Source organism: Streptomyces flavochromogenes (assembly GCF_000717595.1).
Taxonomy (GTDB): domain Bacteria; phylum Actinomycetota; class Actinomycetes; order Streptomycetales; family Streptomycetaceae; genus Streptomyces; species Streptomyces flavochromogenes.
Genome location: NZ_JNZO01000008.1, coordinates 92,955 through 118,396, shown reverse-complemented (window position 1 = coordinate 118,396; position 25,442 = coordinate 92,955). Strand labels below are relative to the sequence as shown.

Annotated in this window: 15 protein-coding genes; 6 read left to right on the top strand and 9 right to left on the bottom strand. The window is 70.5% G+C overall.

Translation table 11 applies throughout. From position 1 onward, the window contains the following. Window positions 1-253: 253 nt before the first annotated feature. The 3 genes from IF00_RS0111530 to IF00_RS0111520 form a co-directional block, all read right to left on the bottom strand. The gene (locus tag IF00_RS0111530; protein ID WP_030317064.1) at window positions 254-4,540 is read right to left on the bottom strand and encodes a discoidin domain-containing protein; all 4,287 of its coding nucleotides are present in this window, start codon (window positions 4,538-4,540) and stop codon (window positions 254-256) included. Window positions 4,541-4,571: 31 nt separating this feature from the next. Further along, entirely contained in the window at window positions 4,572-7,940 is a 3,369-nt protein-coding gene (locus tag IF00_RS0111525) for a CARDB domain-containing protein (RefSeq protein ID WP_030317063.1), read from the bottom strand. 295 nt (window positions 7,941-8,235) lie between these two features. Next, complete coding sequence (locus IF00_RS0111520) at window positions 8,236-9,246, bottom strand: LacI family DNA-binding transcriptional regulator (RefSeq protein WP_030317062.1); 1,011 nt, start codon at window positions 9,244-9,246, stop codon at window positions 8,236-8,238. Window positions 9,247-9,453: 207 nt separating this feature from the next. On the opposite strand from IF00_RS0111520, the gene IF00_RS0111515 reads away from it, so the two are divergent. The 4 genes from IF00_RS0111515 (at window position 9,454) to IF00_RS0111500 (ending at window position 15,579) form a co-directional block, all read left to right on the top strand. Continuing rightward, on the top strand, window positions 9,454-11,403 hold the full coding sequence (locus tag IF00_RS0111515) for a lectin (RefSeq protein ID WP_245234488.1): 1,950 nt from the start codon (window positions 9,454-9,456) through the stop codon (window positions 11,401-11,403). A 70-nt stretch (window positions 11,404-11,473) separates the two neighbouring features. Continuing rightward, window positions 11,474-14,563, top strand: a complete 3,090-nt coding sequence (locus tag IF00_RS0111510) for a glycoside hydrolase family 3 protein (RefSeq protein WP_030317060.1) — start codon at window positions 11,474-11,476, stop codon at window positions 14,561-14,563. Between the two features lie 93 nt (window positions 14,564-14,656). Continuing rightward, window positions 14,657-15,028, top strand: a complete 372-nt coding sequence (locus tag IF00_RS0111505) for a PadR family transcriptional regulator (RefSeq protein ID WP_030317059.1) — start codon at window positions 14,657-14,659, stop codon at window positions 15,026-15,028. Beyond that, complete coding sequence (locus IF00_RS0111500) at window positions 15,025-15,579, top strand: HAAS signaling domain-containing protein (RefSeq protein ID WP_051820082.1); 555 nt, start codon at window positions 15,025-15,027, stop codon at window positions 15,577-15,579. The genes IF00_RS0111505 and IF00_RS0111500 overlap by 4 nt, the downstream gene beginning before the upstream one ends. 79 nt (window positions 15,580-15,658) lie before the next feature. Here the strand turns inward: IF00_RS0111500 and IF00_RS0111495 are convergent, their stop codons facing one another. The 5 genes from IF00_RS0111495 to IF00_RS0111475 all read right to left on the bottom strand — a co-directional run bounded on the left by IF00_RS0111495 (window position 15,659) and on the right by IF00_RS0111475 (window position 21,679). Beyond that, window positions 15,659-16,534: a poly(ethylene terephthalate) hydrolase family protein gene (locus IF00_RS0111495; RefSeq protein ID WP_030317055.1), complete on the bottom strand. Its 876-nt coding sequence runs from the start codon at window positions 16,532-16,534 to the stop codon at window positions 15,659-15,661. A 209-nt stretch (window positions 16,535-16,743) separates the two neighbouring features. Further along, a complete protein-coding gene (gap, locus tag IF00_RS0111490; protein ID WP_030317054.1) occupies window positions 16,744-17,739 on the bottom strand; it encodes a type I glyceraldehyde-3-phosphate dehydrogenase in 996 nt (331 codons plus the stop codon). Between the two features lie 114 nt (window positions 17,740-17,853). Continuing rightward, a complete protein-coding gene (locus IF00_RS0111485; RefSeq protein WP_245234487.1) occupies window positions 17,854-18,813 on the bottom strand; it encodes a GlxA family transcriptional regulator in 960 nt (319 codons plus the stop codon). A gap of 204 nt (window positions 18,814-19,017) precedes the next feature. Further along, window positions 19,018-20,316, bottom strand: a complete 1,299-nt coding sequence (locus IF00_RS0111480; protein ID WP_030317051.1) for a glycoside hydrolase family 16 protein — start codon at window positions 20,314-20,316, stop codon at window positions 19,018-19,020. A 139-nt stretch (window positions 20,317-20,455) separates the two neighbouring features. Next, complete coding sequence (locus tag IF00_RS0111475; protein ID WP_030317049.1) at window positions 20,456-21,679, bottom strand: alginate lyase family protein; 1,224 nt, start codon at window positions 21,677-21,679, stop codon at window positions 20,456-20,458. 285 nt (window positions 21,680-21,964) lie between these two features. Here IF00_RS0111475 and tpx point away from each other — a divergent pair, with 285 nt between their 5' ends. Beyond that, on the top strand, window positions 21,965-22,465 hold the full coding sequence (gene tpx / locus IF00_RS0111470; protein ID WP_030317048.1) for a thiol peroxidase: 501 nt from the start codon (window positions 21,965-21,967) through the stop codon (window positions 22,463-22,465). An 81-nt stretch (window positions 22,466-22,546) separates the two neighbouring features. Here tpx and IF00_RS0111465 read toward each other — a convergent pair whose 3' ends face one another. After that, entirely contained in the window at window positions 22,547-22,957 is a 411-nt protein-coding gene (locus IF00_RS0111465; RefSeq protein WP_030317047.1) for a Fur family transcriptional regulator, read from the bottom strand. A 171-nt stretch (window positions 22,958-23,128) separates the two neighbouring features. Here IF00_RS0111465 and katG point away from each other — a divergent pair, with 171 nt between their 5' ends. Beyond that, window positions 23,129-25,348, top strand: coding sequence for a catalase/peroxidase HPI (gene katG / locus IF00_RS0111460; RefSeq protein WP_030317046.1), 2,220 nt, complete (start codon window positions 23,129-23,131; stop codon window positions 25,346-25,348). Window positions 25,349-25,442 lie beyond the last annotated feature (94 nt).

Below are 25,442 nucleotides of genomic sequence, written 5' to 3'. Positions count from 1 at the left end.
CGTCGCACACTCAACCACCATCAACAAGTGAACGCAAGATATCGCGCTGATTTCGTAATTGCCTGACAGTTGAGGGCCGATGGGCCGGGTTGGCCACTCAGGAAACCGACAGTTCAGGGGCGCGAGGCCGCAGCCCAGGGGCCCGTCGCGCGGCACACGCGACAGAACGCACGCAAGACCGATGCAAGTGGCTGCAAGCCACCTGCATCGGCCTCACGAGGGGAGTGACGGGGCTGGTGCCGCGCCGGCCGGACTACGGGTTGACGTTGATCTTGAAGGTGGAGGTGGTGTTACGGATGTCGACCGCGTTGCCGCTCAGCCGCAGCCCGTTGAAGGTCACCTCGCCCACGGCGGGCCCCTGCCCCGACTCGGGCAGCTCGTTGGCCCACAGGCCGAACCCGGACTTGGCGTCGAACGCGTCACCGCTCTTGCGCGCGCCCGTGATCGAGACGTCCGTGAACACGGTGTCCTTGATGGGGAACTGTGGCTGACCGCCCACGTAGTTCGTCTGGAACATCACCCCGCTGTACGTGGGGTCGACGATGTCCACATGGTTCACCCTGATGCCCTGGAAGACCTTGGAGGCGGAGAACACCCAGATGCCGGGGAAGGTCTGGGAGCCCCAGAAGTGGCCGCCCGCCCGGACGATGGAGATGTTCTCGAAGGTCGTGGGTTCGGTCCCGAAGCCGTTCATGGGATAGCCGAAGTCCAAGGACGAGATGGTGATGCCCGCGTAGACCAGCGTGTCGGCGATGTGGATGTTGCGGAAGGTGTTGTCGTAGCCGCCGTAGACGGCCACGCCCGCCGCTCGCCAGGTCAGGGTGGTGGTGAGGTTCTCGTAGACGTTGTTCTTCATGTCGGCGCCGCCGGCGTCGATCGCGGAGAACAGGGCGAAGCTGTCGTCGCCGGTCGCCCGCGCGTCGTTGTTGACGACGTGGTTGTCCGTCGAGCCGTTGGTCATGTTGATGCCGTCGGCGAACAGGTTGCGGATCCGGGAGTTCTTGATGGTGATCCGGTCGGTGTTCGCGCCCCAGTAGAGGCACACCATGTGCTCGTTCCAGATGTCGTCGATGACCATGTCGGTGACGTTCGCGAAGTCGAAGACCTTGCCCGGTCCGTCGATGCGCGAGGTGTAGTTGCCGAAGTAGGCGAAGCCCTTGAACAGCGAGCCCTTGGCCGCCGCCTCGGCGCGGAACCCGACGTCGGTGTTGTCCTGGCTCGACGGCGCGTGGAACGTCGTGAACCACGGTCCGGCGCCGACCACCTTGACCGGCTTCCCGTACACCTGGAACTTGCTCGCCGTCTGGTAGTCGCCCGGCGGCAGGTAGACGCCGACGAGAGTGCCCGTGGTGTCCATCCGGACCTTGTCCAGGGCGTTCTGCACGTCCTGGTGGCCGAATCCGGCCGGCACGGTGTACGTGGCCGGGTCCGGGTTCCCGACCGGGGCGACCTGCTCCAGGTTCACGAAGTCGATCGCGTACGTGGAGGTGTTCGCGGCGTCCTTCTGGAGCCGGATCCTGCTGCCCGCCGGGACGGTCTCGCCGAGCAGGAGGTGCGCCTCGTCGTAGATGTGGCGCGGCGCCCCCGCGCTCGGGGAATTGCCGGGGCCGGCCTCGGCGCCGTACAGCCAGGCGTACTTCGACGTGAGCGGGAGCGACTTCTTGAACACCCCGTCGACGTACACGTTGATGGTGGAGTCGATGCCGCCGCCGCCCGGGGAGTCCGGGATGGAGAAGCGGGTCACCAGGGTGTTGGTGGAGCGCCGGGTGGTGAACTCGACGTACTCCCCCGTCGCGTCCAGGCTGACGGCCTTGCGGCCGGAGGCCTCGCCCGCGATGTCGCCGACGGTGCGGTTCGGCCCTGCGACGCTCGCCCCGCCGCCGACGGTGCCGTCCTCCGCCTCGTACATGTCGTACGGCATGTCGGCGCCGCGGCCGACGAACAGGGGCTGGGTGGAGGTGTTGTTGGCGCGCTTGACCGGGAGTTCGTTGGCGTCGTCGGCGACGACGGTCTTCACGGTGTACGAGCCGTTGGCCGCCGTCCACGGGCCGAGGTTCACCTCGGCGCCCGCACCGGCCGCGAGAGCTCCGTTGTGGGTGCCCGTCAGGGTCTTGACGGTGGCGCCCGTCGAGTCCGTGAGGGTGAGGGTGACGCCGTGGCCGCCCGCGGCGCTCGCCGCGGTGCCCTGGTTCCTCAGGGCCACCTTGAAGGTGACCGTGTCACCGGCGGACGGGCTGGACGGTGAGGTCGTCACCGAGGCGGCGACCAGGTCGGAGCTGGACACCGGCGCGACCACCAGGGCGGTGGGGCGGGTGTAGGTGTTGTTGGACTCGTTCTGCTCGACGACGGCGTTCGCCTCGTCGGCGACGGCGCTGAGCTGGTAGCTGCCGGCGTCACGGGCGCCGATGGACGCGCTGACCGTGGTCTGGGCTCCGGCGGCCAGGGCGCCGACCTGCGCGGTGGCGACCTTGGTGCCGCCGAGGCGCAGCGCGACGGCGCTGGCCGGTGCGGCGGCCGGGCCGCTGTTGCGGACGGTGGCGCTGACGGTGATCGGGTCCGACTCGACGGGCGAGGCGGGTGTGGTGGTGAGGCCGGTGACCTCGAGGTCGGGGTTGGGGGCGGGGACGCCGATGACCTGGAACTCGGCGAGCTGGCCCGCCCCGGAGCCGGTGTTGGCGGTGAACTTCAGCTGGACGTCGGCGATGCGCGCGGAGAGGGGGATGGTGACGGTGTTGCCGCTCGCCGGGTCGAAGGTGTAGCTCTTCGCGGCGGCGACGCCGCTGAAGCCGGTGGCGCTCTGTTCGCGGCCGAGGACCTCGACGGTCTGGCTCCGGGTCGACCAGGCCGTGTCAGGGTTGAGCTTGAGGACGAGGCTGTTGACGTCGGCGTTGGAGCCCAGCTTGACCGTCAGGGTGTTCGGGTAGCTGCCGCCGGCGCCCTCCCAGTAGGTGCTGGTGTCGTTGTCGTTGGCGTTGGCCGCGACGAAGGTGTGCACGACGGAGGAGGCGTCGATCTCCTTGCCGACCGCGAGGTTGGAGCCGGTGCCGCCGCTGCCGGTGCGGGTGACGGCGTTGCTCTCGCTCGACCGGTTGCCCGCCGCGTCCTTCGCGCGGACGCGGTAGGTGACGGTCGCGGAGGCCGGCTGGTTGTCGGTGTAGGTGGTGACGTTTCCGGCGACGCTGCCGCGCAGGACGTTGTCGGCGTAGACGTCGTAGCCGGTGACGCCTGTGTTGTCCGAGGAGGCGTTCCAGGTCAGCTTGATCTGGCCGGCGGTGGGCTCGGTGATCGCGAGGTTCGCGGGCGCCGTCGGGGCCTGGGTGTCGCCGGTGTCGCCGGTGCGGGTGACGGCGTTGCTGTCGGCGGACTGGTTGCCCGCCGCGTCCCTGGCCCGGACGCGGTAGGTGACCGTCTGGTTCGCGGGCCGGGTGTCGGTGAAGGTGGTGACGTTCCCGGCGACGCCGGCCAGCAGGGTTCCGTTGGCGTAGATGTCGTAGCCGGTCACACCGGTGTCGTCGGTGGCCGCGTTCCAGGTGAGCCGGATCTGATCGGTGGCCGGCTGGGCGAGGGCGAGGTTCGCGGGCGCGGACGGAGCCCGGGTGTCGCCCGAGGCCGGCCCGTAGATCTCCAGTTCGGAGAGCTGGGCGGCCGGCTGGACGCTGTTCGCCGTGACGAGGACCCGGACGTACCGGGTGGTGGTCGCGTCGAAGGCGATCGTCGCGGCCCGTCCCCCGGCGGCGTCGAAGGTGTACGCCTGGGAGGCGGTCAGATCGGTGAAGGCGGTGACGTTCGCGCTGCCCTGGATCTTGAGGGTCTGGCTGCGCGCGCCCCAGCCGTCGGGAAGCCGGAGGACGACCCGGTCGACGCGGACGGACGAGCCGAGGTCGGCCTGGATCCACTGCGGGAGGGCGTTGTTGGCGCTCTCCCAGTACGTGGCCCGGTTGCCGTCGTTGGCGTTGCCCGCCGCGTACACCTCGGTGTGGCTGCTCGCGGTCAGGGTGCGGCCGCTCGCCAGGTTGGCCGAGGACCCGTCGGCCGCGTGGACCTCCAGTTCGGAGAGCTGCGCGGCCTGCCAGCCGGTGTTGGCGGTGATGTCGACCCGGACGAAACGGGCCTGGGTCGCCGGGAAGGAGACCGTCACGGTGTTGGCGGCGCCCGGGGCGAAGGTGTAGGAGGCGGAGTTCTTGAGGGTGGCGAAGCTCGTGCCGTCGGCGCTGCCCTGTACGGACAGCGTCTGGTTGCGGCTCTCCCAGCCGGCGGGCAGTCTCAGGACGACCTCGTCCACGCGGGTGGTGGCTCCGAGGTCGACCTGGACCCACTGGGGCAGGCTGCTGCCGGCGCTCTGCCAGTACGTTCCCTGATTGCCGTCGGTGATGTTCCCGGCGCCGTACTCGGCGTGGGATCCGGACGCCGCGGCGGGGTCGCCCAGGGCGATGTTGGGGCCGCCCGCCGCCCGGGCGGACATGAGGGGTCCTCCCAGGGCCAGGAGGCTGGTGGCGATCACGGCGCTCAGGCCCCGTGATCTCCAGTGGCGGAAACTCATGCGTCCTCGCTCTCGATTCGTGTGCACGGGGTCAGCCGGTCCGGTTGACGACGAACTGGGAACCGGGCTCGACGAGGACGTCGCCCTCGGCCGAGTTGGTGATGGTGACGCCGGTCAGCGTCGCGCTGCCGCGGGCGCCGCTCATCGCGAGGATCCCGGAGCCGTTGACCGACTTGTCGATGCGGACGTTGGTGATCTTCACGTCCGGCATCTCGCCGCCACCCGTCTTGAACTGGATGCCGTCGTAGGTCGAGTCGAGGATCTCGGTGTCCCGGATGGTGACCCCGGGGATGGGCTGGCCCTGGGCGAAGAGGGTGATGGCGCCGAACTCCTGGTCCTCGTTCCAGAACGCGCCGCCGGTGCGGTGCAGGGCGTTGTTGGAGATGAGGGTCTGGCCGGAGAAGGGCAGCGGGTCGTGGTCGGTCGCGAGCATGATCCCGGGGTAGTTCATGGTGTCCGAGATGATGTTGTTCTCGATGGTGTTGCCGTAACCGCCGTAGACCGCGATGCCGTTGGCACGCCAGGGCAGCTGGATGGTGTTGTTGCGGAAGTGGTTGTCGTGGCCGACGTCGACCGAGGTGTCCTTGACGTACTTGCTGGCCCAGACGGCCAGGGCGTCGTCACCGGTGTTACGGAAGGACGAGTTGAAGACGGTCGAGTTGCGGGTGCCGTTGGCGAAGTTGATGCCGTCGGCATAGGTGTTGCGGATCCGCATGCCGGTGAACTCCAGGCCGTCTCCGGGGCCCCACAGTTCGGGGAGGTTGGAGTAGTCGCGGCCGGCCCAGACGCCGACGTTGGCGTGCTCGATCCAGACGTTGCTGATCTTGGTGTCCTTGCCGAAGCGTCCGTTGAGGCCGACGCCGCCCTCGGCGTTGCCGTCACCGCCGCGGATCGCTCCGGAGCCGAAGATGGCGATGTCGGAGATCTGGGTGTTGTGGTCGATGTCGAAGCCGAAGTTGCCCTCGTGCGGGTGGTTGATGCCGCCGGCCTCGTGCGGCGGGGTGAGGGTGTAGAGCTGGGAGTGCCACATGCCCGCCCCGCGGATGGTGACGTCGCGGATGCCGACCTGGTTGAACTGACCGCGGTTGAGCGGGTCGTCGGTGAGGATCTTCTGCTCCTGGCGCCACTGGCCGGCGGGGATCCAGACGCAGGGGATCTGGCCGTTCTGGTCGGCGGTCACCGCGCGCTGGAGGGCGTCGGTGTCGTCGGTGCCGTCGTTGGGGACGGCGCCGTACTCGGTGATGGAGACGCAGTTCGCCGGCTTGGCGGCGGGGGGCGCGACCTGCTCCAGGTCGATCAGGTCGATGATGTGGAAGGAGGCCGAGTCCCCGGCGTCGCGCTGGAGGCGGAACTTCGTGCCCACCGGGTAGGACTGGGCGAGCAGGGCGTGGGACTCGTCGAAGAGGCGCCGGGCGTCGCCGCCGGGACGGTTGGTGAGTCCTTCGGGGTCGTCGGTGCTGCCGTAGAGCCAGCTGTGCTTGGACGACAGGGTCAGCTTGCGGACGAAGACATCGTTGGCGTACAGGCTGATCGTGGCGTCGGCGCCGCCGCCCGCGGCCGCGTCGGGCACGGAGTTGCGGACGACGATGGAGTTGGCCGGGTTGGTGGAGGTGAACTCGACGAACTCGCCCGTGGTGGTGAGGCGTACCGACTTGCGGCCGGAGGACTCGGTGGCGAAGTTGGTGTGCCCGAAGGTCCGCTTCTGGTCGGCGGTGAGCAGGGTGCCCTGGTAGCGGGCGTCCTCCGCCTCGTACTCGGTGTAGGGAACGGCAGCGCCCCGGCCCACGACGAGGGAGCGCGAGAAGACGTTGTTGGTCTCGTCGGTCTCGGTGAGGGTGCCGGTGGCGTCGGCGGTCGCGGTGAGCGTGGCACCGCCGGTGGTGGCGGTCCAGCTCCCGGAGATCGGCACGCTGACCGTCTGGCCCGCGGCGATGGTGCCGGTGGTGCCGTTGAGGGTGGTGGTGCCCGCGGTCAGCCGGGTGACCGTGCCGGCGGCGGCGGTCGTGCCGCGGTTCTGGACGGCGACGGTGAAGGTGACGGCGGAGCCGACGGCGGGGCTGGTCGGGTTGCCGGTGATCCCGGTGACCCGCAGGTCGGGGCCGGGGCTCTGGCCGACGACCAGCTTCGTGGCGGCGGTCCGGCTGTTGTTCCCGTTGTCCTGCTCGGGGACGGTGTCGGTCGGGTCGACCACGGCCGAGACGGTGTACGAGCCCATGGGCCGCTTGCCCACGGCGACCGGGACGGTCGCCGAGGCGCCGGCGGCGAGCGCGCCGACCTGGGCGGAACCGGCCACGGCGCCTTCGACGCTGACTTCGACGGTCGTGGCGGCGGCCGCCGCGGTGCCGGCGTTGCGCACGGTGGCGTGGACGGTCACGGCATCCGTCTCGGAGGGGGTGGACGGAGACCAGGTCAGGTCGGTGACGGTGAGGTCGGGGCCGGGCGCCGCCGCGCCCACGACCTGGAACTCCGCGACCTGTGCACCGGGGGCGCCGGTGTTGGAGAAGAAGGTCAGCCGCAGGTCGGCGTAGCGGCCCGTCACCGGGATGGTGACGGTGTTCTGCCCGGCGGAGGGGCTGAACACGTAGTCGGCGCGCGCCTTGAGCGAGGTGAAGCCGGAGGCCGACTGTTCCCGCCCGAGGACCTGGATGGCCTGGGTGCGCGGGCCCCAGACCTGGGCCGGGTCGAGCTTGACGACCACGGCCGTGACATCGGCGTCGGCGCCGAGCTTCACCGTCAGGTCGGCCGGGAATCCGGCGGACTCCCAGTAGGTGGTGACGCTGTCGTCGTTGGCGTTGGCCGCGACGTAGGTCTGTGTCGCGGAGCTCGCCTCGATGGGTTTGTTGCGCGCGAGGTTGGTGCCGGTGGGGGGCGGGTCGACGGGGCCGCCGCTCTCGCCGTACACCTCGACCTCGGAGAGCTGGGCCGCGTTCCAGCCGGTGTTGGCCGTCACCTGGACGCGGACGTACCGGGTCGTCGTGGAGGTGATGCCGACGGTCACGGTGTTCGACGCTGAGGGGTCGAACGCCCGTGACCGGGCCGCGGCGAGGGTGGTGAAGGTGCTGCCGTCGGCGCTGCCGAGCACGGCGACGGTCTGGGAGCGGGCCTCCCAGGTGGTGGGGAGCTTCAGGACGACGCTGTCGACGCGGGTGCCGGCGCCGAGGTCGACCTGGACCCATTGCGGGAACGATCCGGCGGGGCCTTCCCAGTACGACTGCTGGGCGCCGTCCGTGACGTTGCCGGCCGGGTAGGCGCCGTGGGCGCCCGATGCCGTGGTCGTCCTGCCGAGGGCGAGGTTGGTCGCGGCCGCCGCGTACGCGGTGACCGGCAGGAGTCCGACGGCGATCAGTCCGGCGATCAGGACGCCGATCGTCAGCCGCCAGCTCAGGATTTTGCCTCTCATATGGGCCTCTCCGTCTGCTGGGCCGCCGGCCAGGAGTCGGCACAGGGCCTCTCGCCAGGAACCCAGCGGAACTCTGACAATGAATGACGGCGAGTTACAAAGTTATTGAGCATTTTCGTTAATCTTTTGCGCCGCCGGGGTGTCAGGTTTCTAGCAGGTCACCGCTTTGTCAACAGCCGTGACAGAAACGGCGGTTGGGCCACCGCATCCGCGCAGGTCAACGAAGAACGGCTCCGGCGCCGGGGAGGCGGTGAGGCCTCCCCGGCGCCGGAGCCGGTGACGGTGAGCGGAAGGGTCAGACGGTCGGCGGCGGCGCCGTCGAGCCGCGCACCACGAGTTCGGGCTCGAAGAGGAGCTCACCGGGGTCCGTCTGGGTGCCCTGGATCTGGGCGCAGAGCAGTTCGACGGCCGCGCGCCCCATGGCCTCGATGGGCTGGCGCACGGTGGAGAGCGGCGGCTCGGTGCAGTTCATGAAGGCGGAGTCGTCGAAGCCGACGACGGACACCTGGGAGGGGACCGAGAGGCCGCGGCGGCGGGCGGCCCTGATGGCGCCGAGGGCGAGCGGGTCGCTGGCGCAGACGATGCCGGTGACGCCCCGCTCCAGGAGGCGGGTGGCCGCGGCCTGCCCGCCTTCGAGCGAGAAGATCGACCGTACGACGTACTCGTCCGGCAGTTCCCCGCCGGCGGCCTCGGCCACGGCCCGGGCCGCTTCGAGCTTGCGGCGGGAGGGGACGTGGTCGCCGGGACCGAGGACGAGGCCGATCCTCTCGTGCCCGAGGGAGGCCAGGTGGCGCCAGGCCTGCTCGACGGCGACGGCGTCGTCGCAGGAGACGCAGGGGAAGTTGAGCCCCTTGATGGAGGCGTTGATCAGGACCACCGGGATGTTGCGCTCGGCGAGCTGGTGGTAGTGGTCGTGCGGGGCGTCTGCCTGCGCGAACAACCCTCCGGCGAAGACGACTCCGGACACCTGCTGCTGGAGCAGGAGGTCGACGTAGTCCGCCTCGGAGACGCCACCCTTGGTCTGGGTGCACAGGACCGGGGTCAGCCCCTGCTGCGCGAGCGCGCCGCCGATCACCTCGGCGAACGCGGGGAAGATGGGGTTCTGCAGCTCCGGCAGCACGAGGCCGACCAGGCGCGCGCGCTCGCCCCGCAGCTGGGTGGGCCGCTCGTATCCGAGCACGTCGAGCGCGGTGAGGACGGACTGCCGTGTCGCCTCGGAGACACCGGGCTTTCCGTTGAGGACACGGCTGACCGTCGCCTCGCTGACTCCCACCTTCTTGGCCACTTGAGCAAGTCGTCGCGTCATGAACGCAAGAGTATCGCAAACTTCGCAAGCGAGTTGCGTCGTTGCCAAGTCCTTGCAGTGAACGAACGCAACCCATGAGAGCGGACAACGCTTGAAGGGTTGACGGGCAGAAGGGCGCCTCTTAACTTCAGGACTTGATAAAAGGCTTGCTGTTGTTGCCCGTTGGGCGCGAGACGGCGAAAGGGTTGTCAGGTGCATAACACACATATGCGTGTACGCACGTTCCTCCGGCGGGGAGTGGAGAGACGAGAGCGGCGAGCGGCCGCCGGGCTCCGCACCCGGCGTCTCCGGCCGCTCACCGCCCTGACCGCCGGGGCACTCGTCGCCGGAAGCCTGGTCCTCACCGGACCCGGCACCGCCCAGGCCGCGGGCGAGCGGGTCGACGTCTGGCTCACCACGACCTCCGACTCCGGCGGGCGTACCGTCACACGCGGTCTCGCCCAGCAGACACCCCTCGCCTTCGGCCCGGCCGGCGGCTCCGCGAACCACACGATCACCGTCAACGAGAACACCACGTACCAGCAGTTCGAGGGCGGTGGCGCGTCGATCACCGACACCACCGCCCATCTGCTGCGCGGCGGCGCCGTCAGCGCCGCCACCCGTGACGACGTGATGCGCAAGCTGTTCTCGCCGACCGAGGGCATCGGCCTGTCCTTCGTCCGCAACCCCATCGGCGCCTCGGACCTCTCCCGGCCCGGAAACGTCTCCCTCGACGACACCTGCTGCGATCTCGGCGACTTCGGCGCCAACGGCTACGACACCAACGTCCGGCTGCTGACCGCGCAGGCCAAACAGCTCAACCCGGCCCTCCGGGTCAAGGGCGTGCCGTGGAGCGCGCCGGGCTGGATGAAGGACAACGGCCGGATGGACCAGATGGGCTGGCTGAAGGCGGAGTACTACCCGCTGTACGCCCAGTACCTGGTGAAGTACGTGCAGAGCTACCAGGCCGCCGGGGTGAAGGTCGACTACCTCTCCGTGCAGAACGAGCCGAACTGCTGTCAGGCCGGCAACCCCACCGCCATGAACTACCCGGGTATGAGCTGGAACCCGGCCGGACTCGTCGAGTTCACCAAGAACCACGTCTACCCGGCCTTCCGGGCAGCGGGCATCACCACCAAGGTCCTCGTCCACGACTGGAACTACGGCGACTACGCCGACTTCGGCGCCGGGATCCTGAACGACGCGGGCGTGCGCAACGATCCGCTGTTCGGCGGCATCGCCTGGCACGGCTACTTCGGCGACCCGGCCGTCGGCACCCAGGTCCACAACCAGTACCCGTCGGTGAAGCAGTTCAGCACCGAGCACTCGGGCGGCACCTGGATCGGGAACCAGCACAACGAGGACATGAGCGACATCGTCAACTACGCCCGCAACTGGAGCGGCAGCCTGGTCAAGTGGAGCCTGGGCCTCAACCAGAACATGGGCCCGCACAACGGCGGCTGCGGCACCTGCACCGGTCTCGTCACCGTGCAGGAGGGCGGCGCCCGGGCCGGACAGGTCGACTACACCGTCGAGTACTACACCACGGGCCACCTCACCAAGTTCGTGAAGCCCGGCGCGTACCGCATCGACTCCACCGCGAACAGCACGGTCCAGAACGTGGCCTGGCGCAACTCCGACGGCTCCAAGGCGCTGATCGCCCACAACGGCGGCACCTCCGCCCAGTCCGTCCGGGTCGACTGGGGCAACCAGTCCTTCACGTACACGCTGCCCGGCCGCACCACCGCGACCTTCACCTGGTCGGGGACGACCGGCGGCGGCGAGAGCCGTACCGGCACGCTGACCGGTCTGGCCGGCAAGTGCCTCGACGTGGCCGGCGGCGCCACCGCCGACGGCACCCCCGTCCAGCTGTACGGCTGCAACGGCACCGAGGCGCAGCGCTGGACGCTCGCCGCCGACGGGAGCGTCCGGGCACTCGGCAAGTGCCTCGACGTCACCGGCGGTTCGACGGCCGACGGCGCCCAGGTCCAGTTGTACAACTGCAACGGCACCGCGGCTCAGCGCTGGACGTACAACGCCACCACGCACGACGTGGTCAACACCGGCGCGAACAAGTGCCTGGACGTCACCGGCAACTCCTCCGCCGACGGGACTCGGGCGCAGATCTGGACCTGCACCGGCGGGGCCAACCAGAAGTGGACCCACCACGCGGCCTGATCCCCGCCTCCCGCTCTCCTCAGCCCCCTTCCCCGCATCCGGCCGACACAAGGTCCTCCAAGGAGCCCGAATGCCACCCGCACGTCCCCGCAGAACGGTGAGCGCGGCCGTCGTCGCCACGACGGCCGTCCTCACCGGTCTGCTCACCGGCGGCCTGCCGAGCGCCGCCGCCCAGGAACCCGCACCCCGAGCCGTCGACCGGTTCGAGGGTGAGGTCCCCTTCGCGTCACCGCCCGCCGAGGGCCTGTTCACCTGGGGAGACGCCACCGAGTCGCACCCGAAGCTCGAACTGAGGGAGCGCGCCGACGCTCCCGAGGGCGGCAAGGTCCTCGAAGGCCGCTACGACATCAGCGGCTGGGGCGGCTTCACCCACGACTTCGCCTTCGACCAGCCGGCGCACGACTGGACGGCGTACAAGGGCATCCGGTTCTGGTGGTACGGCCAGAACACGGCGCCGCTGCCGCCCGGCTCGGGCAAGCGGATCGCCCTGGAGATCAAGGACGGCGGTGCGAACGGCGAGGCGTCCGAGCTGTGGACGACCTCCTTCACCGACGACTGGGAGGGCTGGCACCTCGTCGAGGTCCCGTTCTCGGAGTTCCAGTACCGGACCGACTACCAGCCCGTCGGCGGCATCGACCAGGTCCTCGGCCTCGACCGGATGTGGGGATACGCGGTCACGCTCCCGACCGGCGGGCCGGGGTCGTTCGCCCTGGACGGCGTCGAGCTGTACGGCACGGCGGAGCCCGCCCTGAACACCAAGGTGGTCACGAAGTCGGTCGTGCACCCCGTCGACGAGGGCGGCAGCGCCCGGGTCGACGTCTCGGTGGCCACCACCGGCTCCGGGCCGACCGGAGAGCCCGTCACCGTGACGTACGAGACGGAGAGCGGCGGCACCGAGCCGGGAAGGGCCGAGCCGGGGAAGGACTACCGGCCGGTCACGGGCAGCGTCGTGTTCCCCGCGGGGACGCCCTCCGGTACGACCCGCTCGATCACCGTGCAGACCCTGAAGGACGGTTCGGCCGAGTCCGCCGAGACGATCCCGCTGCGGCTCACGGTGGACGGCGCCAAGGCGCCCGCCGAGACCCCGCTGGTCGTGGTGAACGCGCACGGCCTGCCGTACCTCGACGCCAGGTTGCCGGTACGGAAGCGGGTCGCCGATCTGCTCTCCCGGATGTCCCTGGCGGAGAAGGCCGGACAGATGACGCAGGCCGAGCGCAACGCGCTGCGGTCCCAGGGTGACATCGCCGGATACGCTCTCGGGTCCCTGCTCTCCGGCGGCGGCTCGGTCCCCACGCCGAACACGCCCGCGGCCTGGGCGGCGATGGTCGACGCGTACCAGCTGCGCGCGCAGGCGACCCGCTACCAGATCCCGCTGATCTACGGCGTGGACGCGGTGCACGGGCACAACAACGTCATCGGCGCGACGATCATGCCGCACAACATCGGCATCGGCGCCGGCCGTGACCCGGAGCTCGCCGCGCGCACCGGCGCCGTCACGGCGAAGGAGGTGCGGGCGACCGGCGTGCCCTGGGACTTCGCCCCGTGCCTCTGTGTGACCCGCGACGAGCGCTGGGGCCGTTCCTACGAGGCCTTCGGCGAGGACCCCGCGCTGGTCACCGCGATGGAGACCGTCATCAACGGCATGCAGGGCGCGCGGAACGGCAAGGACCTCGACCGCAACGACAAGGTCCTCACCAGCGCCAAGCACTTCGTCGGCGACGGCGGCACCGCCTTCGGATCCTCGACCACCGGCTCGTACACGATCGACCAGGGCGTCACCAAGGTCAGCCGCGCGGAGCTGGAGGCCGTCCACCTGGCCCCCTTCGCGGAGGCGGTGAAGCGCGGTACGGGCACGGTCATGCCCTCGTACTCCTCGCTCGACATCCTCGGGGACGAGCAGGGTCCGGTGAAGATGCACGCCAACGCCGAGATGATCAACGGCGTCCTCAAGGACCGCATGGGCTTCGAGGGCTTCGTCATCAGCGACTGGCAGGCCATCGACCAGATCCCCGGCGACTACCCCAGCGATGTCCGCACCTCGGTCAACGCCGGTCTCGACATGATCATGGTCCCGACGAACTACCAGGAGTTCACCCGGACCCTCACCTCCGAGGTCGAGTCCGGCCGGATCGCCACCGCACGGATCGACGACGCGGTGGCCCGCATCCTGACCCAGAAGTTCCGCCTCGGTCTCTTCGAGAAGCCGTACGCGGACACCACGAACCTGCCGTCCATCGGCTCGGCCGAGCACCGCGCGGTGGCGCGGGAGGCCGTGGCGAAGTCGCAGGTGCTCCTGAAGAACGAGGGCTCCGTCCTGCCGCTGAAGCCCGGCCAGAAGGTGTACGTGGCCGGGTCGAACGCCGACGACCTCGGCAACCAGGCCGGTGGCTGGACCATCAGCTGGCAGGGGTCCTCCGGCCGCACCACGACCGGCACGACGATCCTCGAAGGGATGCGGAAGGCCGCACCGGACGCCGGGATCGGCTGGTCGAAGGACGCCTCGGCGCCGACCGAGGGCTACGACGTCGGTGTGGTGGTGGTCGGCGAGACCCCGTACGCGGAGGGATTCGGTGACGTGGGCAACGGCAACGACCTCGAACTGACGGCCGCAGACAAGGCCGCGGTCGACACGGTCTGCGCGGCGATGCCGTGCGCGGTCCTGGTCGTGTCGGGGCGTCCGCAGCTCATCGGCGACCGGCTGCCTGCCGTCGACGCCCTGGTCGCGTCCTGGCTGCCGGGCACGGAGGGCGACGGCGTCGCCGACGTCCTCTACGGCAAGCGGCCGTTCACCGGGCAGCTTCCGGTGACGTGGCCGAAGTCGGAGTCCCAGCTGCCCCTCAACGTGGGTGACAGCAGCTACGACCCTCAATACCCGTACGGCTGGGGGCTGACCACCCTCACCCCGGCACCGTCCGGTGGGGAGCCCGCGCTGCGCGCGCTGGGGATCGCCGCCAAGGCGCTCCAGGCGGTCGGCCGGGGCGACTCGGCCGAGGGGCGGAAGCTCGTCGCGGTGGCGCGGCAGATCGTCCAGAAGAGGATCGGTCAGCACATCACCGAGGCCGCGGCCAAGCCGTTCGCCGACGCGGACCATCTGTTGCTCACGGGTGATCTCGCGGGCGCGGTCGGCAAGCTGACGGAGTCGTACCGGGCCGCGGGCTGACGGAGGACGCGGACGCAGGGCCCGGCCCCCGGGGGGACGCCTCCCCGGGGGCCGGGCTTGTCGTGATCACCTTCCCGAGCTATCTTGCATTGCATGGTTCCTGGTAACGCAATGAACGAGGCGGGCGACAGGGTCCCCAGCCAACTCCGCAAGGGAGTGCTGGAGTACTGCGTCCTCGCGCTGCTCAGGGACGAGCCGAAGTACGGCGTCGAACTCGTCGCCGAGCTCTCCGCGGTCAGCGTCATGACCACCAGCCAGGGCACGATCTATCCCCTGCTGTCGCGCCTTCGCCGCGAAGGGCTCGTAGCCACCGAGCTTCGCGACTCCCCCAGCGGACCGCCGCGCCGCTACTACACACTCACGGGCGTCGGCCGGGCCTCCCTCGCCGAGTTCGCCCAGGCGTGGCCGCTGTTCAGGGACGCCGTCGACCACTTCCTCACCGACCCACAGGGGGACTCCGCATGAACACCACCGACCGGCACCCGCTCGTCGCCGCCTACCTCGACGCCGTCGCACGCGAGACGGCCGAGCTGCCCGCCGAGCGCCGCGCCGAGCTCCTCGCGGACCTCCGCGAGCACATCGAGGTCAGCGGCGCGGAGGGCGACGACCAGATCCGCGCCGCCCTGGCCGGTCTCGGCGAGCCCCGTACCGTGGCCGCCTCCGCGCTCGCCGAGGAGGCGCCGACCGGACGGGCGCCCGTGTCCGGACCCGTCCGGGGCAGGCTGACCGCGGTCCTGCTCGGAGCCTCGGGAGTGCTCCTGCTGCTCAACCCGTGGGTGGGGGCCGTCGTTCTGATCGCCGCCCTGGTGCTGCTCTGGGGCGCGCCGCGGTGGACCGGCCGGCAGAAGGCCCTGGGAACCGCCGCGGGCGTGGCGGTGCCGGTCGCCGTACTCCTGGGGGTACTGCTCGCGGACGCGTCCCGGATCGGGATCGTGGAGCTCCTGCTGATGCTCGTGTTCTCGCTGGTCGTCCCGCTCCTCGGCGCCGTCATGCTGCTGCGGGCCGCACGCCGCTGAGACCGCGGAACGACACGGCTCCGGGACGGGCCCCCGCCCAGGGGCCGTCCCGGAGCCGCTCGTCCGTACGGAACCGGCGTCAGGCGGCGGGCCCGGGGATCCGCAGCGCCCCGGCGTTGCGGTCCCAGCCGGACCACAGGCCGCTGTCGACGCAGTAGCCGCATCCGGGGCCGAAGAACATCCCGCGCGCGTTCTCGTCCCCGAGCAGCCAGTAGCGCAGCCAGGCGGTGGTGGGGGCACGGAAGTCCCCGCCGTCACCGATGGAGCTGAGGTGGCCGGCGCCCCGGACCTCGCCGTACACGGCGGGGGCGTGGTCCGTGTCCCGGTACAGCGCCTTGACCAGGGCCGGCCACACCGTCAGGTCGCGCTGGCCTGCCAGATAGAAGACGGGCTCGTCCATGAGGTCCGGGTCGGTCAGCGGACCCGGCTGGATCGGGACGGCGGTGTCGACCCGGGGGTCGACGGCCGCGTTGACGGCGGCGGCCCCGCCCTGCGAATGGCCCGCGGAGGCGATGTGGTCGAGGTCCACCTTGCCGTGGAACGGGCTGGAGCTGTCGGCGTTCCGGTGCTCCAGGACGTCGATCCCCGCACGCATGCTGATCGCGAAGTTCGACGTGGGGGTGTTGGCGGCGGCGACGATGAAGCCCTGGCTCGCCCAGTGCCGCAGCAGCGAGCTGTAGACGCCGGGCACGGCGCCCGTACCGTTGCCCCAGAGGACGACCGGGTGGCGCTCGCCCGACTGCCCCATGTTCCGCGGGTAGTAGAAGGTGTGCACGGCCTCGATGTCGACGGCCACCTCGTACGGCCCCGTCCGGCCCCAGTCGGTGCCGACGGACGGAATGGTCCCCGCGGTCCCCGCGTCGGCGGCCGCGCCGGCCGTGCCCGGCGCGGTGCACACGGCCATCACGGCGGCGAGCAGAAGACCGCCGAACACGCGACTCGTTCTCCCTGGCATACGAACTCCTTTACGGATCCGGCACGTTGCGCGTCCTCGCAAGCGTGACCAGGCCATGATCGAGCTCACCGGGGCGGGTGTCTGTCCGCAGGAGCCCAGACCTCGCGCCACCCGTCTGTGCATCTGCCCAGAACGCACGCCGCCCCCGCCGAATCCGTGGTTCGGCGAGGGCGACGTGCGGTGGCGGTGCTCGGTGGTGGCGTCCGGGGTCAGCGGGCCAGCAGCTGGAGCGTGTCGATCACGCGGTTCGAGAAGCCCCACTCGTTGTCGTACCAGGCGACGACCTTGATGTGCCGGCCCTCGACGCGGGTGAGCTCCGAGTCGAAGATCGACGAGGCCGGGTTGCCCGTGATGTCGGAGGAGACCAGCGCGTCCTCCGAGTACTCCAGGACACCGGCGAGCGGACCGGCCGCGGCGGTGCGGTACGCCTCCAGGACGTCCTCACGGGTCACGTCGCGGGCGACGGTCGTGTTGAGCTCGACGATCGAGCCGACCGGGACCGGAACGCGGATCGAGTCGCCCGACAGCTTGCCGTCCAGGTTCGGCAGCACGTGGCCGATCGCCTTGGCGGCACCCGTCGAGGTCGGAACGATGTTCACGCCGGCGGCACGGGCACGCCGCGGGTCGCGGTGCGGGCCGTCCTGCAGGTTCTGCTCCTGCGTGTAGGCGTGGACCGTCGTCATGAAGCCGTGCTCGATGCCGGCCAGGTCGTCGAGGACCTTGGCGAGCGGCGCGAGCGCGTTCGTGGTGCACGAGGCGTTCGAGACGATCGTGTGCAGCTCCGCGTCGTACGCGTCGGTGTTGACGCCGTACGCGAGGGTGACGTCGGCACCGTCGGCGGGGGCGCTGACGAGGACGCGCTTGGCACCGGCGTCGATGTGGGCGCGGGCGGCCTTGGCGTTGGTGAACCGGCCGGTCGCCTCGAGGACGATCTCGACGCCGAGCTCGGCCCAGGGAAGCTGCGCCGGCTCGCGCTCGGCGAGGACCTTGATGCGGCGGCCGTCGACGACGAGGGTGTCGCCGTCGACGCTCACGGGACGGCCGAGGCGGCCCGAGGTCGAGTCGAAGGCGAGCAGTCGCGCGAGGGCCTTCGGCTCCGTCAGGTCGTTGACGGCCACGACCTCGAGGTCGGTGTCGCGCTCGAGCAGTGCGCGGAGCACGTTGCGTCCGATGCGGCCGAATCCGTTGATGGCGATGCGAGTCATGAATGGTGTCCCTTCAACTTCTGCGTCGCCACCAGGTTCGCTCGGCGGGAACGGTCCTGACAGAGGCGTGATCGCCACGGTCCGCAAGGATCGCGCCAAGACCCGGCGAGGGGTCTACTCGCCCTTGGTGAAGGTGCGCCGGTACTCGCTCGGCGTGGTGCCGAGGATGCGCTGGAAGTGCAGGCGCAGATTCGCTCCGGTGCCGAGGCCGACGTCGGCGGCGATCTGCTCGACGCTCCGCTCCGAGCGTTCCAGGAGTTCCCGCGCGAGGTCGACGCGGGCGCGCATCACCCACTGCATGGGCGTGTACCCGGTGTCCTCGACGAAGCGCCGGGAGAAGGTGCGCGCCGAGACCGCCGCATGGTGGGCGAGGACGTCCAGGGTGAGCGGCTCGCCGAGCCGGTGCAGGGCCCATTCGCGGGTGGCGGCGAACCGTTCGCCGAGCGGCTCGGGCAGGCTGCGCGGCACGTACTGCGCCTGACCGCCGCTGCGGTAGGGGGCGGCGACCAGGCGTCGGGCTGCGTGGTTGGCGGCGGCCACGCCGAGGTCGCCGCGCAGGATGTGCAGGCACAGGTCGATGCCGGAGGCGGCGCCGGCAGAGGTGAGCACACTGCCCTCGTCGACGAAGAGGACGTTCTCGTCGACGTGGACGAGCGGGCGTTTCGCCGCGAGGGCCTGGGTGTAGTGCCAGTGGGTGGTGGCCCGCTTGCCGTCGAGGAGGCCGGTCGCCGCGAGCGCGAAGGCGCCGGTGGAGATGGCGGCGAGGCGGGCACCCCGGTCGTGGGCCGCGATCAGCGCGTCGACCACACCGCGCGGCGGGTCCTCTCGGTCGGGGAAGCGGTAGCCGGGGACGAAGACGATGTCGGCCCAGGCGAGCGCGTCGAGGCCGTGGGCGACGGCGTACGAGAGGCCGTCGCCCCCGGCGACAAGACCGGGTTCCGCGCCGCACACCCTCACCTCGTACGGCATGCTCGCGCGGGTCGTGAAGACCTGCGCGGGGATGCCGACGTCGAGCGGCTTCGCCCCTTCGAGTACGAGGACGGCGACGCGATGGAGGCGGGGAGTGGGCGGCACGGGTACCAGACTAGGCGGGCGGCCCGCGTCGCCCGCCGACGGCTCCGCAGGTCAGCGCGTCACCGTCCGGGCGGGGTCAGCGGGCCGGCGCTTCACGGACCGGCGAGGTCGATCGGGCCGCACGTCACCGACCGGCGAGGTCGATCGGGCCGCACGTCACCGACCGGCGAGGTCGATCGGGCCGCACATCACCGACCGGCGAGGTCAGCGTGTCACCGTCCACTTCTGGTTCGCGCCGCCGCCGCACGACCAGATCTGCAGCCTGGTGCCGTTGGCGGAGCTGTTGCCGGTGGCGTCCAGGCACTTGCCCGATCCGAGGTTGACGATGTCCCTGGCGGCGTTGGCGGTCCACTGCTGGGCGCCGGTGCCGTTGCAGTCCCACAGCTGGACGGGGGTGCCGTCGGCCGTACCGGCGGAGGTGACGTCGAGGCACTTGCCCAGCGCCCGGATCGTGCCGTCGGCCCCCACCGTCCAGTGCTGGGCGGCGGTGCCGTTGCAGTCGTAGAGCTGCACGGGGGTGCCGTTGGCGCTGTTCGCCGCGGCCACGTCGACGCACTTGCCGCCGATGCCGGTGATCGGTCCGCCGGTCGTCGGGCTGTCGGCGGTGGTGACGCGGACGTGGTCGACGACGAGCTGCTGCGGGAACGCGGTCGAGCCGTCCGGGTCGCCGGGCCAGTAGCCACCGACCGCGAGGTTGAGGATCAGGAAGAACGGTTTGTCGAAGACCCAGGCGCGGCCGCCGAGGTCGGCGGGCGTACGAGTCTGGTAGACCGTTCCGTCCACGGACCAGGTGATCTTCCCGGGCGACCAGTCGACGGCGAAGGTGTGGAAGGCGTCGGCGAAGGCCTGGCCACCGGGCAGGGTGTAGCCGGCGCCGATGCCGCCGGCGCCGGAGTAGCCGGGGCCGTGCAGGGTGCCGTGCACGGTGGAGGGCTCGAAACCGACGTTCTCCATGATGTCGATCTCGCCGGAAGCGGGCCAGCCGACCTGGCCGAGGTCGTTGCCGAGCATCCAGAACGCGGGCCACATGCCCTGGCCGCGCGGCACCTTCATCCGGGCCTCGACGTGGCCGTACTGCGCGGTGAACTTCCCGGCGGTGTTGAGCCGTGCCGAGGTGTACTCGCACCGGCCGTACCAGCACTGGTAGTTGCCGGGGTTCTCCTTGCGGGCGGTGATCACGAGGTGGCCCTGGCCGTCGAGGGCGGCGTTGCGGTTGCCGGCCGTGTAGTACTGCCGCTCGTGGTTGCTGACGTTGTCACCGGTCTCGATCTGCCACCGCGAGCCGTCCACGGGGAGCCCCGCGGCGCCGTCGAAGGTGTCGGAGAAGGTGACGGCGGCCGCCTCCGCCGCGGGCTGGAGGGCGGCGGTCCGGAAGGCGGTCGATGCGGCGGGGCCGGTGGGCTGGGTGAGGCCGGTGGGGGCGAGCGCCGCGGTGGCCAGGGCCAGGGCGAGTGCTGTCACGGCGGTGAACAGCGGCCGCCGTGCTGAGCGGGCGGAGGGCATGACTCTCATTTCCGTCGGGTGTGGGGGAAAGGCAGACTCTCGGCATGCCCATGACATGACGAGAGTCTTAGGCGCCTCCATGATTTAAGAAGTGAAGTAAGGGGGCGTCAAGAGGTGTGGACTCCCCCGCGCGCGCGGGTCAGTTGGGGTTGGCGGCGTGGGTGAGGGTCTCCCAGGCGACAAAGAGGTTGTCGGTGCCGGCCGGGCGCCGGGACTCGGTGAGGCTCTGCGTGTTCGTCATCCCGTATCCCATGCGGTGGTGGAGCGCGTTGAAGCCCACCTCGGTGACCGGCCCGAGGTGGTCCTTGAGCGTGCCGCCGCAGAGCCAGCTCGGGACCGCCGCGCCGAGCTCGTACTTGGCCTGCAGGCCGAGCGCGTGCCGCAGCCGGTCGGCGACCTCGGGATAGAGGTCCTGGCCCTGGATACGGCTCGTCTCGGCGATGTGCGAGATGGCGGACAGACCGTAGCCCGTGTGGGTGAGGTCGCGACAGGTCTCCTGGGTGAGGCCGTCGACGAAGGTCGTCTGGCCCTGCCAGTACCGGACGATCTCGTCGCGCGTGTCGAGGCCGCTGCCCGGCGCCGCCTTCGGCAGGGCACCGTCGCCGGCCAGGTAGATGTAGGCGGGGACGCGGCCGCGGAACTTCGCCACGGCCTTGTCGTACGCGGCGCGGTCCTCCAGGAAGACGGCGATGCCGATGGCCGCCTCGGTCATGCTGAGCTCCCAGTTGCCGTTGGAGTGGGACCCGTTGGCGACCTCGGGGAGGTAGACGTTGCGGAGCATGGTCTTGAACCGGTCGACGCGGGGCTGGGGCCAGCCGGTGTAGGTGTACCGGATGATCTCGGCGGCACGCGGCCAGGAGGATCCGGCCCAGCCCGTCTGCAGCGGCGCGTTCGAGTTGGTGTGGTCGGTGATCACCCCGGACCAGGCGTCCATGATCTCGATGGCCTTCTGGGCGTACCGGCTGTCCCGCGTGACGTACCAGGCGAGGGAGAGCGTGTACGCGGCGATGGCGTCCTCGCGCTCGTCGGTGCAGCCGTTGTTCGGATTGGAGTAGGAGCCGCACTCGACTACGGAGCGGGGCTTCGGGACCCGGGACAGCGAGGCGTACTTGCTCGCCCTCATCTGGTCGTAGGCGCCCTTCCACGGCTGCGCGCCGGCGTTGACCCGCTCGCGGGTGAAGTCGAGTTGGCCGCGGGACACCAGGACGCCGGGGTGCACGAACGTCGCGGGGGCCGCTTCCGCGCGGCCTCCCCCGGGGACCGTGACGAATGCGCCGAGGAGAGCGGCGGCCAGCAGGGGGACGGCGAGCAGCGCCTTCCTTCCCTTCCGCTTCGCATGGGAAGCATCACGCCGTGTGACCATGGGGTTGCTCCTTCTTCATGTATGTGAACCAGCGGTGACCATCGAGGGTGGAACCTAAAGGTCTGAACCAAAGGCGTCAAGGTTGCGGAGTGGTTGCCCGGTGCACGTTTTCACCGGTTCGGGCGACCGAGAGAGTGGCTCGCGACCCCTTTATCAGAGTTCACATATCTGAACCACCGGTGATCGGTCACACCGAGCCCGTCCTGATGGCCGTGTCCGGTGGGCGCGCCACCACGCCGTACGATTCCCCTCGTTGTCACTTACATCGTCCGAAGGAGATCTCCCATGGCCCAGGTCACGCTGAAGGGCAGCCCTGTACAGGTCAACGGCACCCTGCCGACCCCGGGAAGCCAGGCTCCTGACTTCACGCTCGTCGCCGAGGGCCTGGCGGACAAGTCGCTGAAGGACTACGCCGGTCAGCGCAAGGTCCTCAACATCTTCCCGAGCGTCGACACCCCGACCTGCGCGTCCTCGGTCCGCGCGTTCAACGAGAAGGTCGTCGCGCTGGAGAACACGGTGGTGCTCTGCATCTCCGCCGACCTCCCCTTCGCGCAGGCCCGCTTCTGCGGTGCCGAGGGTCTCGAGAACGTCAAGAACCTCTCGACGCTCCGCGGCCGTGAGTTCCACACCAACTACGGCGTGGAGATCGCGGACGGCCCGCTGGCCGGCCTGACCGCCCGCGCGGTCGTCGTCCTCGACGAGAACGACACCGTGCTGCACGCGCAGCTCGTCGGCGAGATCGCCGAGGAGCCCAGCTACGCGGACGCCCTCGCCGCCCTCAAGTAGGAACGCCGCCGCCTCAGGGCGACGCACGGAAGCCCCTCCACCGGCACGATGGAGGGGCTTCCGCCGTTTCGGCGGACCGGTTCAGGCGCAGGCCGGGCAGAGCCCCCGGTACGTCACGTCGGCCTTCGAGACGGTGAAGCCGAACCGCTCCTCGGGCGGGAGGACCGTCAGCGGGTCCCCCGTCGGGTGGACGTCGCGGATGATGCCGCAGTTCGAGCAGACCAGGTGCTGGTGCGCGTGGTGCGCGTTCGGGTCGTACCGCTTCGCCCGGCCGTCCGTGGAGAGCTCCACGACCTCGCCGAGCGCCACCAGCTCACCCAGGGTGTTGTAGACGGTCGCCCGCGCGATCTCCGGAAGGCGTGCCACGGCGCGCGCGTGCACCTCGTCGGCCGTGAGGTGGACGTGCTCGCCGGCGAGGACCTCCGCGACGACGCGCCGCTGGGATGTCATGCGCCAGCCACGCGCACGCAGGCGCTCCAGCAGGTCACTCATTTCGGCTCACCCCTTCGGATGATTGGCGTGGTTCTTGACTTGGACTCTGTCCATCGTAGGATCGGTTCCGGCAATAGCCAAGGCACACCACGGCTCCGGTCGGGCACAAGACACCCCACTGGTGCCCGCCCCGGCTGAGCACCACGATCCGCCCCGTCCGGAAGGATTTGCATGTCCGAGAACCACGACGCAATCGTCACCGACCCCGCCCCCGAGGGCTCGGGCGGCTGCCCGGTCGCGCATGGCCGTGCCGCGCACCCGACCCAGGGCGGCGGCAACCGCCAGTGGTGGCCGGAGCGGCTCAACCTGAAGATCCTCGCCACGAACCCCGTCGTGGGGAACCCGCTCGGTGCGGAGTTCGACTACGCCGAGGCCTTCAACGCCCTCGACCTCGCGGCCGTCAAGCGGGACATCGCCGAGGTGCTCACCACCTCGCAGGACTGGTGGCCGGCCGACTTCGGCAACTACGGCCCGCTCATGGTCCGCATGGCCTGGCACAGCGCGGGCACGTACCGCATCAGCGACGGCCGCGGTGGCGCCGGCGCCGGTCAGCAGCGCTTCGCGCCGCTGAACAGCTGGCCGGACAACGGCAACCTGGACAAGGCCCGCCGTCTGCTGTGGCCGGTGAAGAAGAAGTACGGCCAGAACATCTCCTGGGCCGACCTCATGATCCTCACGGGCAACGTCGCCCTCGAGACGATGGGCTTCAAGACCTTCGGCTTCGCCGGTGGCCGCGCCGACGTCTGGGAGGCCGACGAGGACGTCTACTGGGGCCCCGAGACCACCTGGCTCGGCGACGAGCGCTACACCGGTGACCGCGAGCTGGAGAACCCGCTCGGCGCCGTCCAGATGGGCCTCATCTACGTCAACCCCGAGGGCCCCAACGGCAACCCGGACCCGGTCGCCGCGGCCCGCGACATCCGTGAGACGTTCCGCCGCATGGCGATGAACGACGAGGAGACCGTCGCCCTCATCGCCGGTGGCCACACCTTCGGCAAGACCCACGGCGCCGGCCCCGCGGACAACGTCGGCGACGACCCCGAGGCCGCGCCCCTGGAGGCGCAGGGCTTCGGCTGGGCGAACTCGTACGGCACCGGCAAGGGCGCCGACGCGATCACCAGCGGTCTCGAGGTCACCTGGACCACCACGCCCGCGCAGTGGAGCAACGACTTCTTCAAGCACCTCTTCGAGTACGAGTACGAGCTCACCCAGAGCCCGGCCGGTGCGAACCAGTGGGTGGCGAAGAACGCCGAGGCGATCATCCCCGACGCCCACGACGCGTCGAAGAAGCACCTCCCGACGATGCTCACCACCGACCTCTCGCTGCGCTTCGACCCGGCCTACGAGCAGATCTCGCGGCGCTTCTACGAGAACCCGGAGCAGTTCGCGGACGCCTTCGCCCGCGCCTGGTACAAGCTGACGCACCGTGACATGGGTCCGGCCGTCCGCTACCTCGGCCCGGAGGTCCCCTCCGAGGTCCTCCTGTGGCAGGACCCGCTGCCGGCGCACGAGGGCGAGACGCTCGACGCCGCGGACATCGCCTCCCTCAAGGAGCAGATCCTCGGTTCCGGCCTCACGGTCGCGCAGCTGGTCTCCGCCGCCTGGGCCTCGGCCTCCTCCTTCCGTGGCAGCGACAAGCGGGGCGGCGCCAACGGCGGCCGCATCCGCCTGGAGCCGCAGCGCAACTGGGAGGTCAACAACCCGGACGAGCTCGCGCAGGTGCTGCGCACGCTCGAGGGCGTCAAGGCCTCCTTCGACGCAGCGGGCACCAAGAAGGTCTCGATCGCCGACCTGGTCGTGCTCGCGGGTTCCGCGGCCGTCGAGAAGGCGGCCAAGGACGGCGGCCTCGACGTCGAGGTGCCGTTCACCCCGGGCCGCGTGGACGCCGCGCAGGACCAGACGGACGTGGAGTCCTTCGCCGCGCTCGAGCCGCAGGCCGACGGCTTCCGCAACTACCTCGGCAAGGGCAACCGCCTCCCGGCCGAGTACCTGCTGGTCGACCGCGCGAACCTGCTGACCCTGAGCGCGCCGGAGCTGACGGTCCTCGTCGGCGGCCTCCGCGTCCTGGGCGCGAACCACCAGCAGTCCGCGCACGGTGTCCTCACCACGACCCCGGGCTCCCTGACCAACGACTTCTTCGTCAACCTGCTCGACATGGGGACGACGTGGACGGCGACGTCCGAGGACGCGACCACGTACGAGGGCCGCGACTCCGCCACCGGCGAGGTCAAGTGGACGGGCACCCGCGCCGACCTGGTCTTCGGCTCGAACTCCGAACTGCGCGCGCTGGCCGAGGTCTACGCGAGCGACGACGCGAAGGAGAAGTTCGTGACCGACTTCGTCTCCGCGTGGACCAAGGTCATGAACCTGGACCGGTTCGACATCGCCTGATCGCCGGCCGGGAACGGCTGTGAACGGCTGAACCCCGTGTGATCCCCAGGGCCCGGCCGGTCGGCTCCGTCGACCGGCCGGGCCCCTGCGCGTC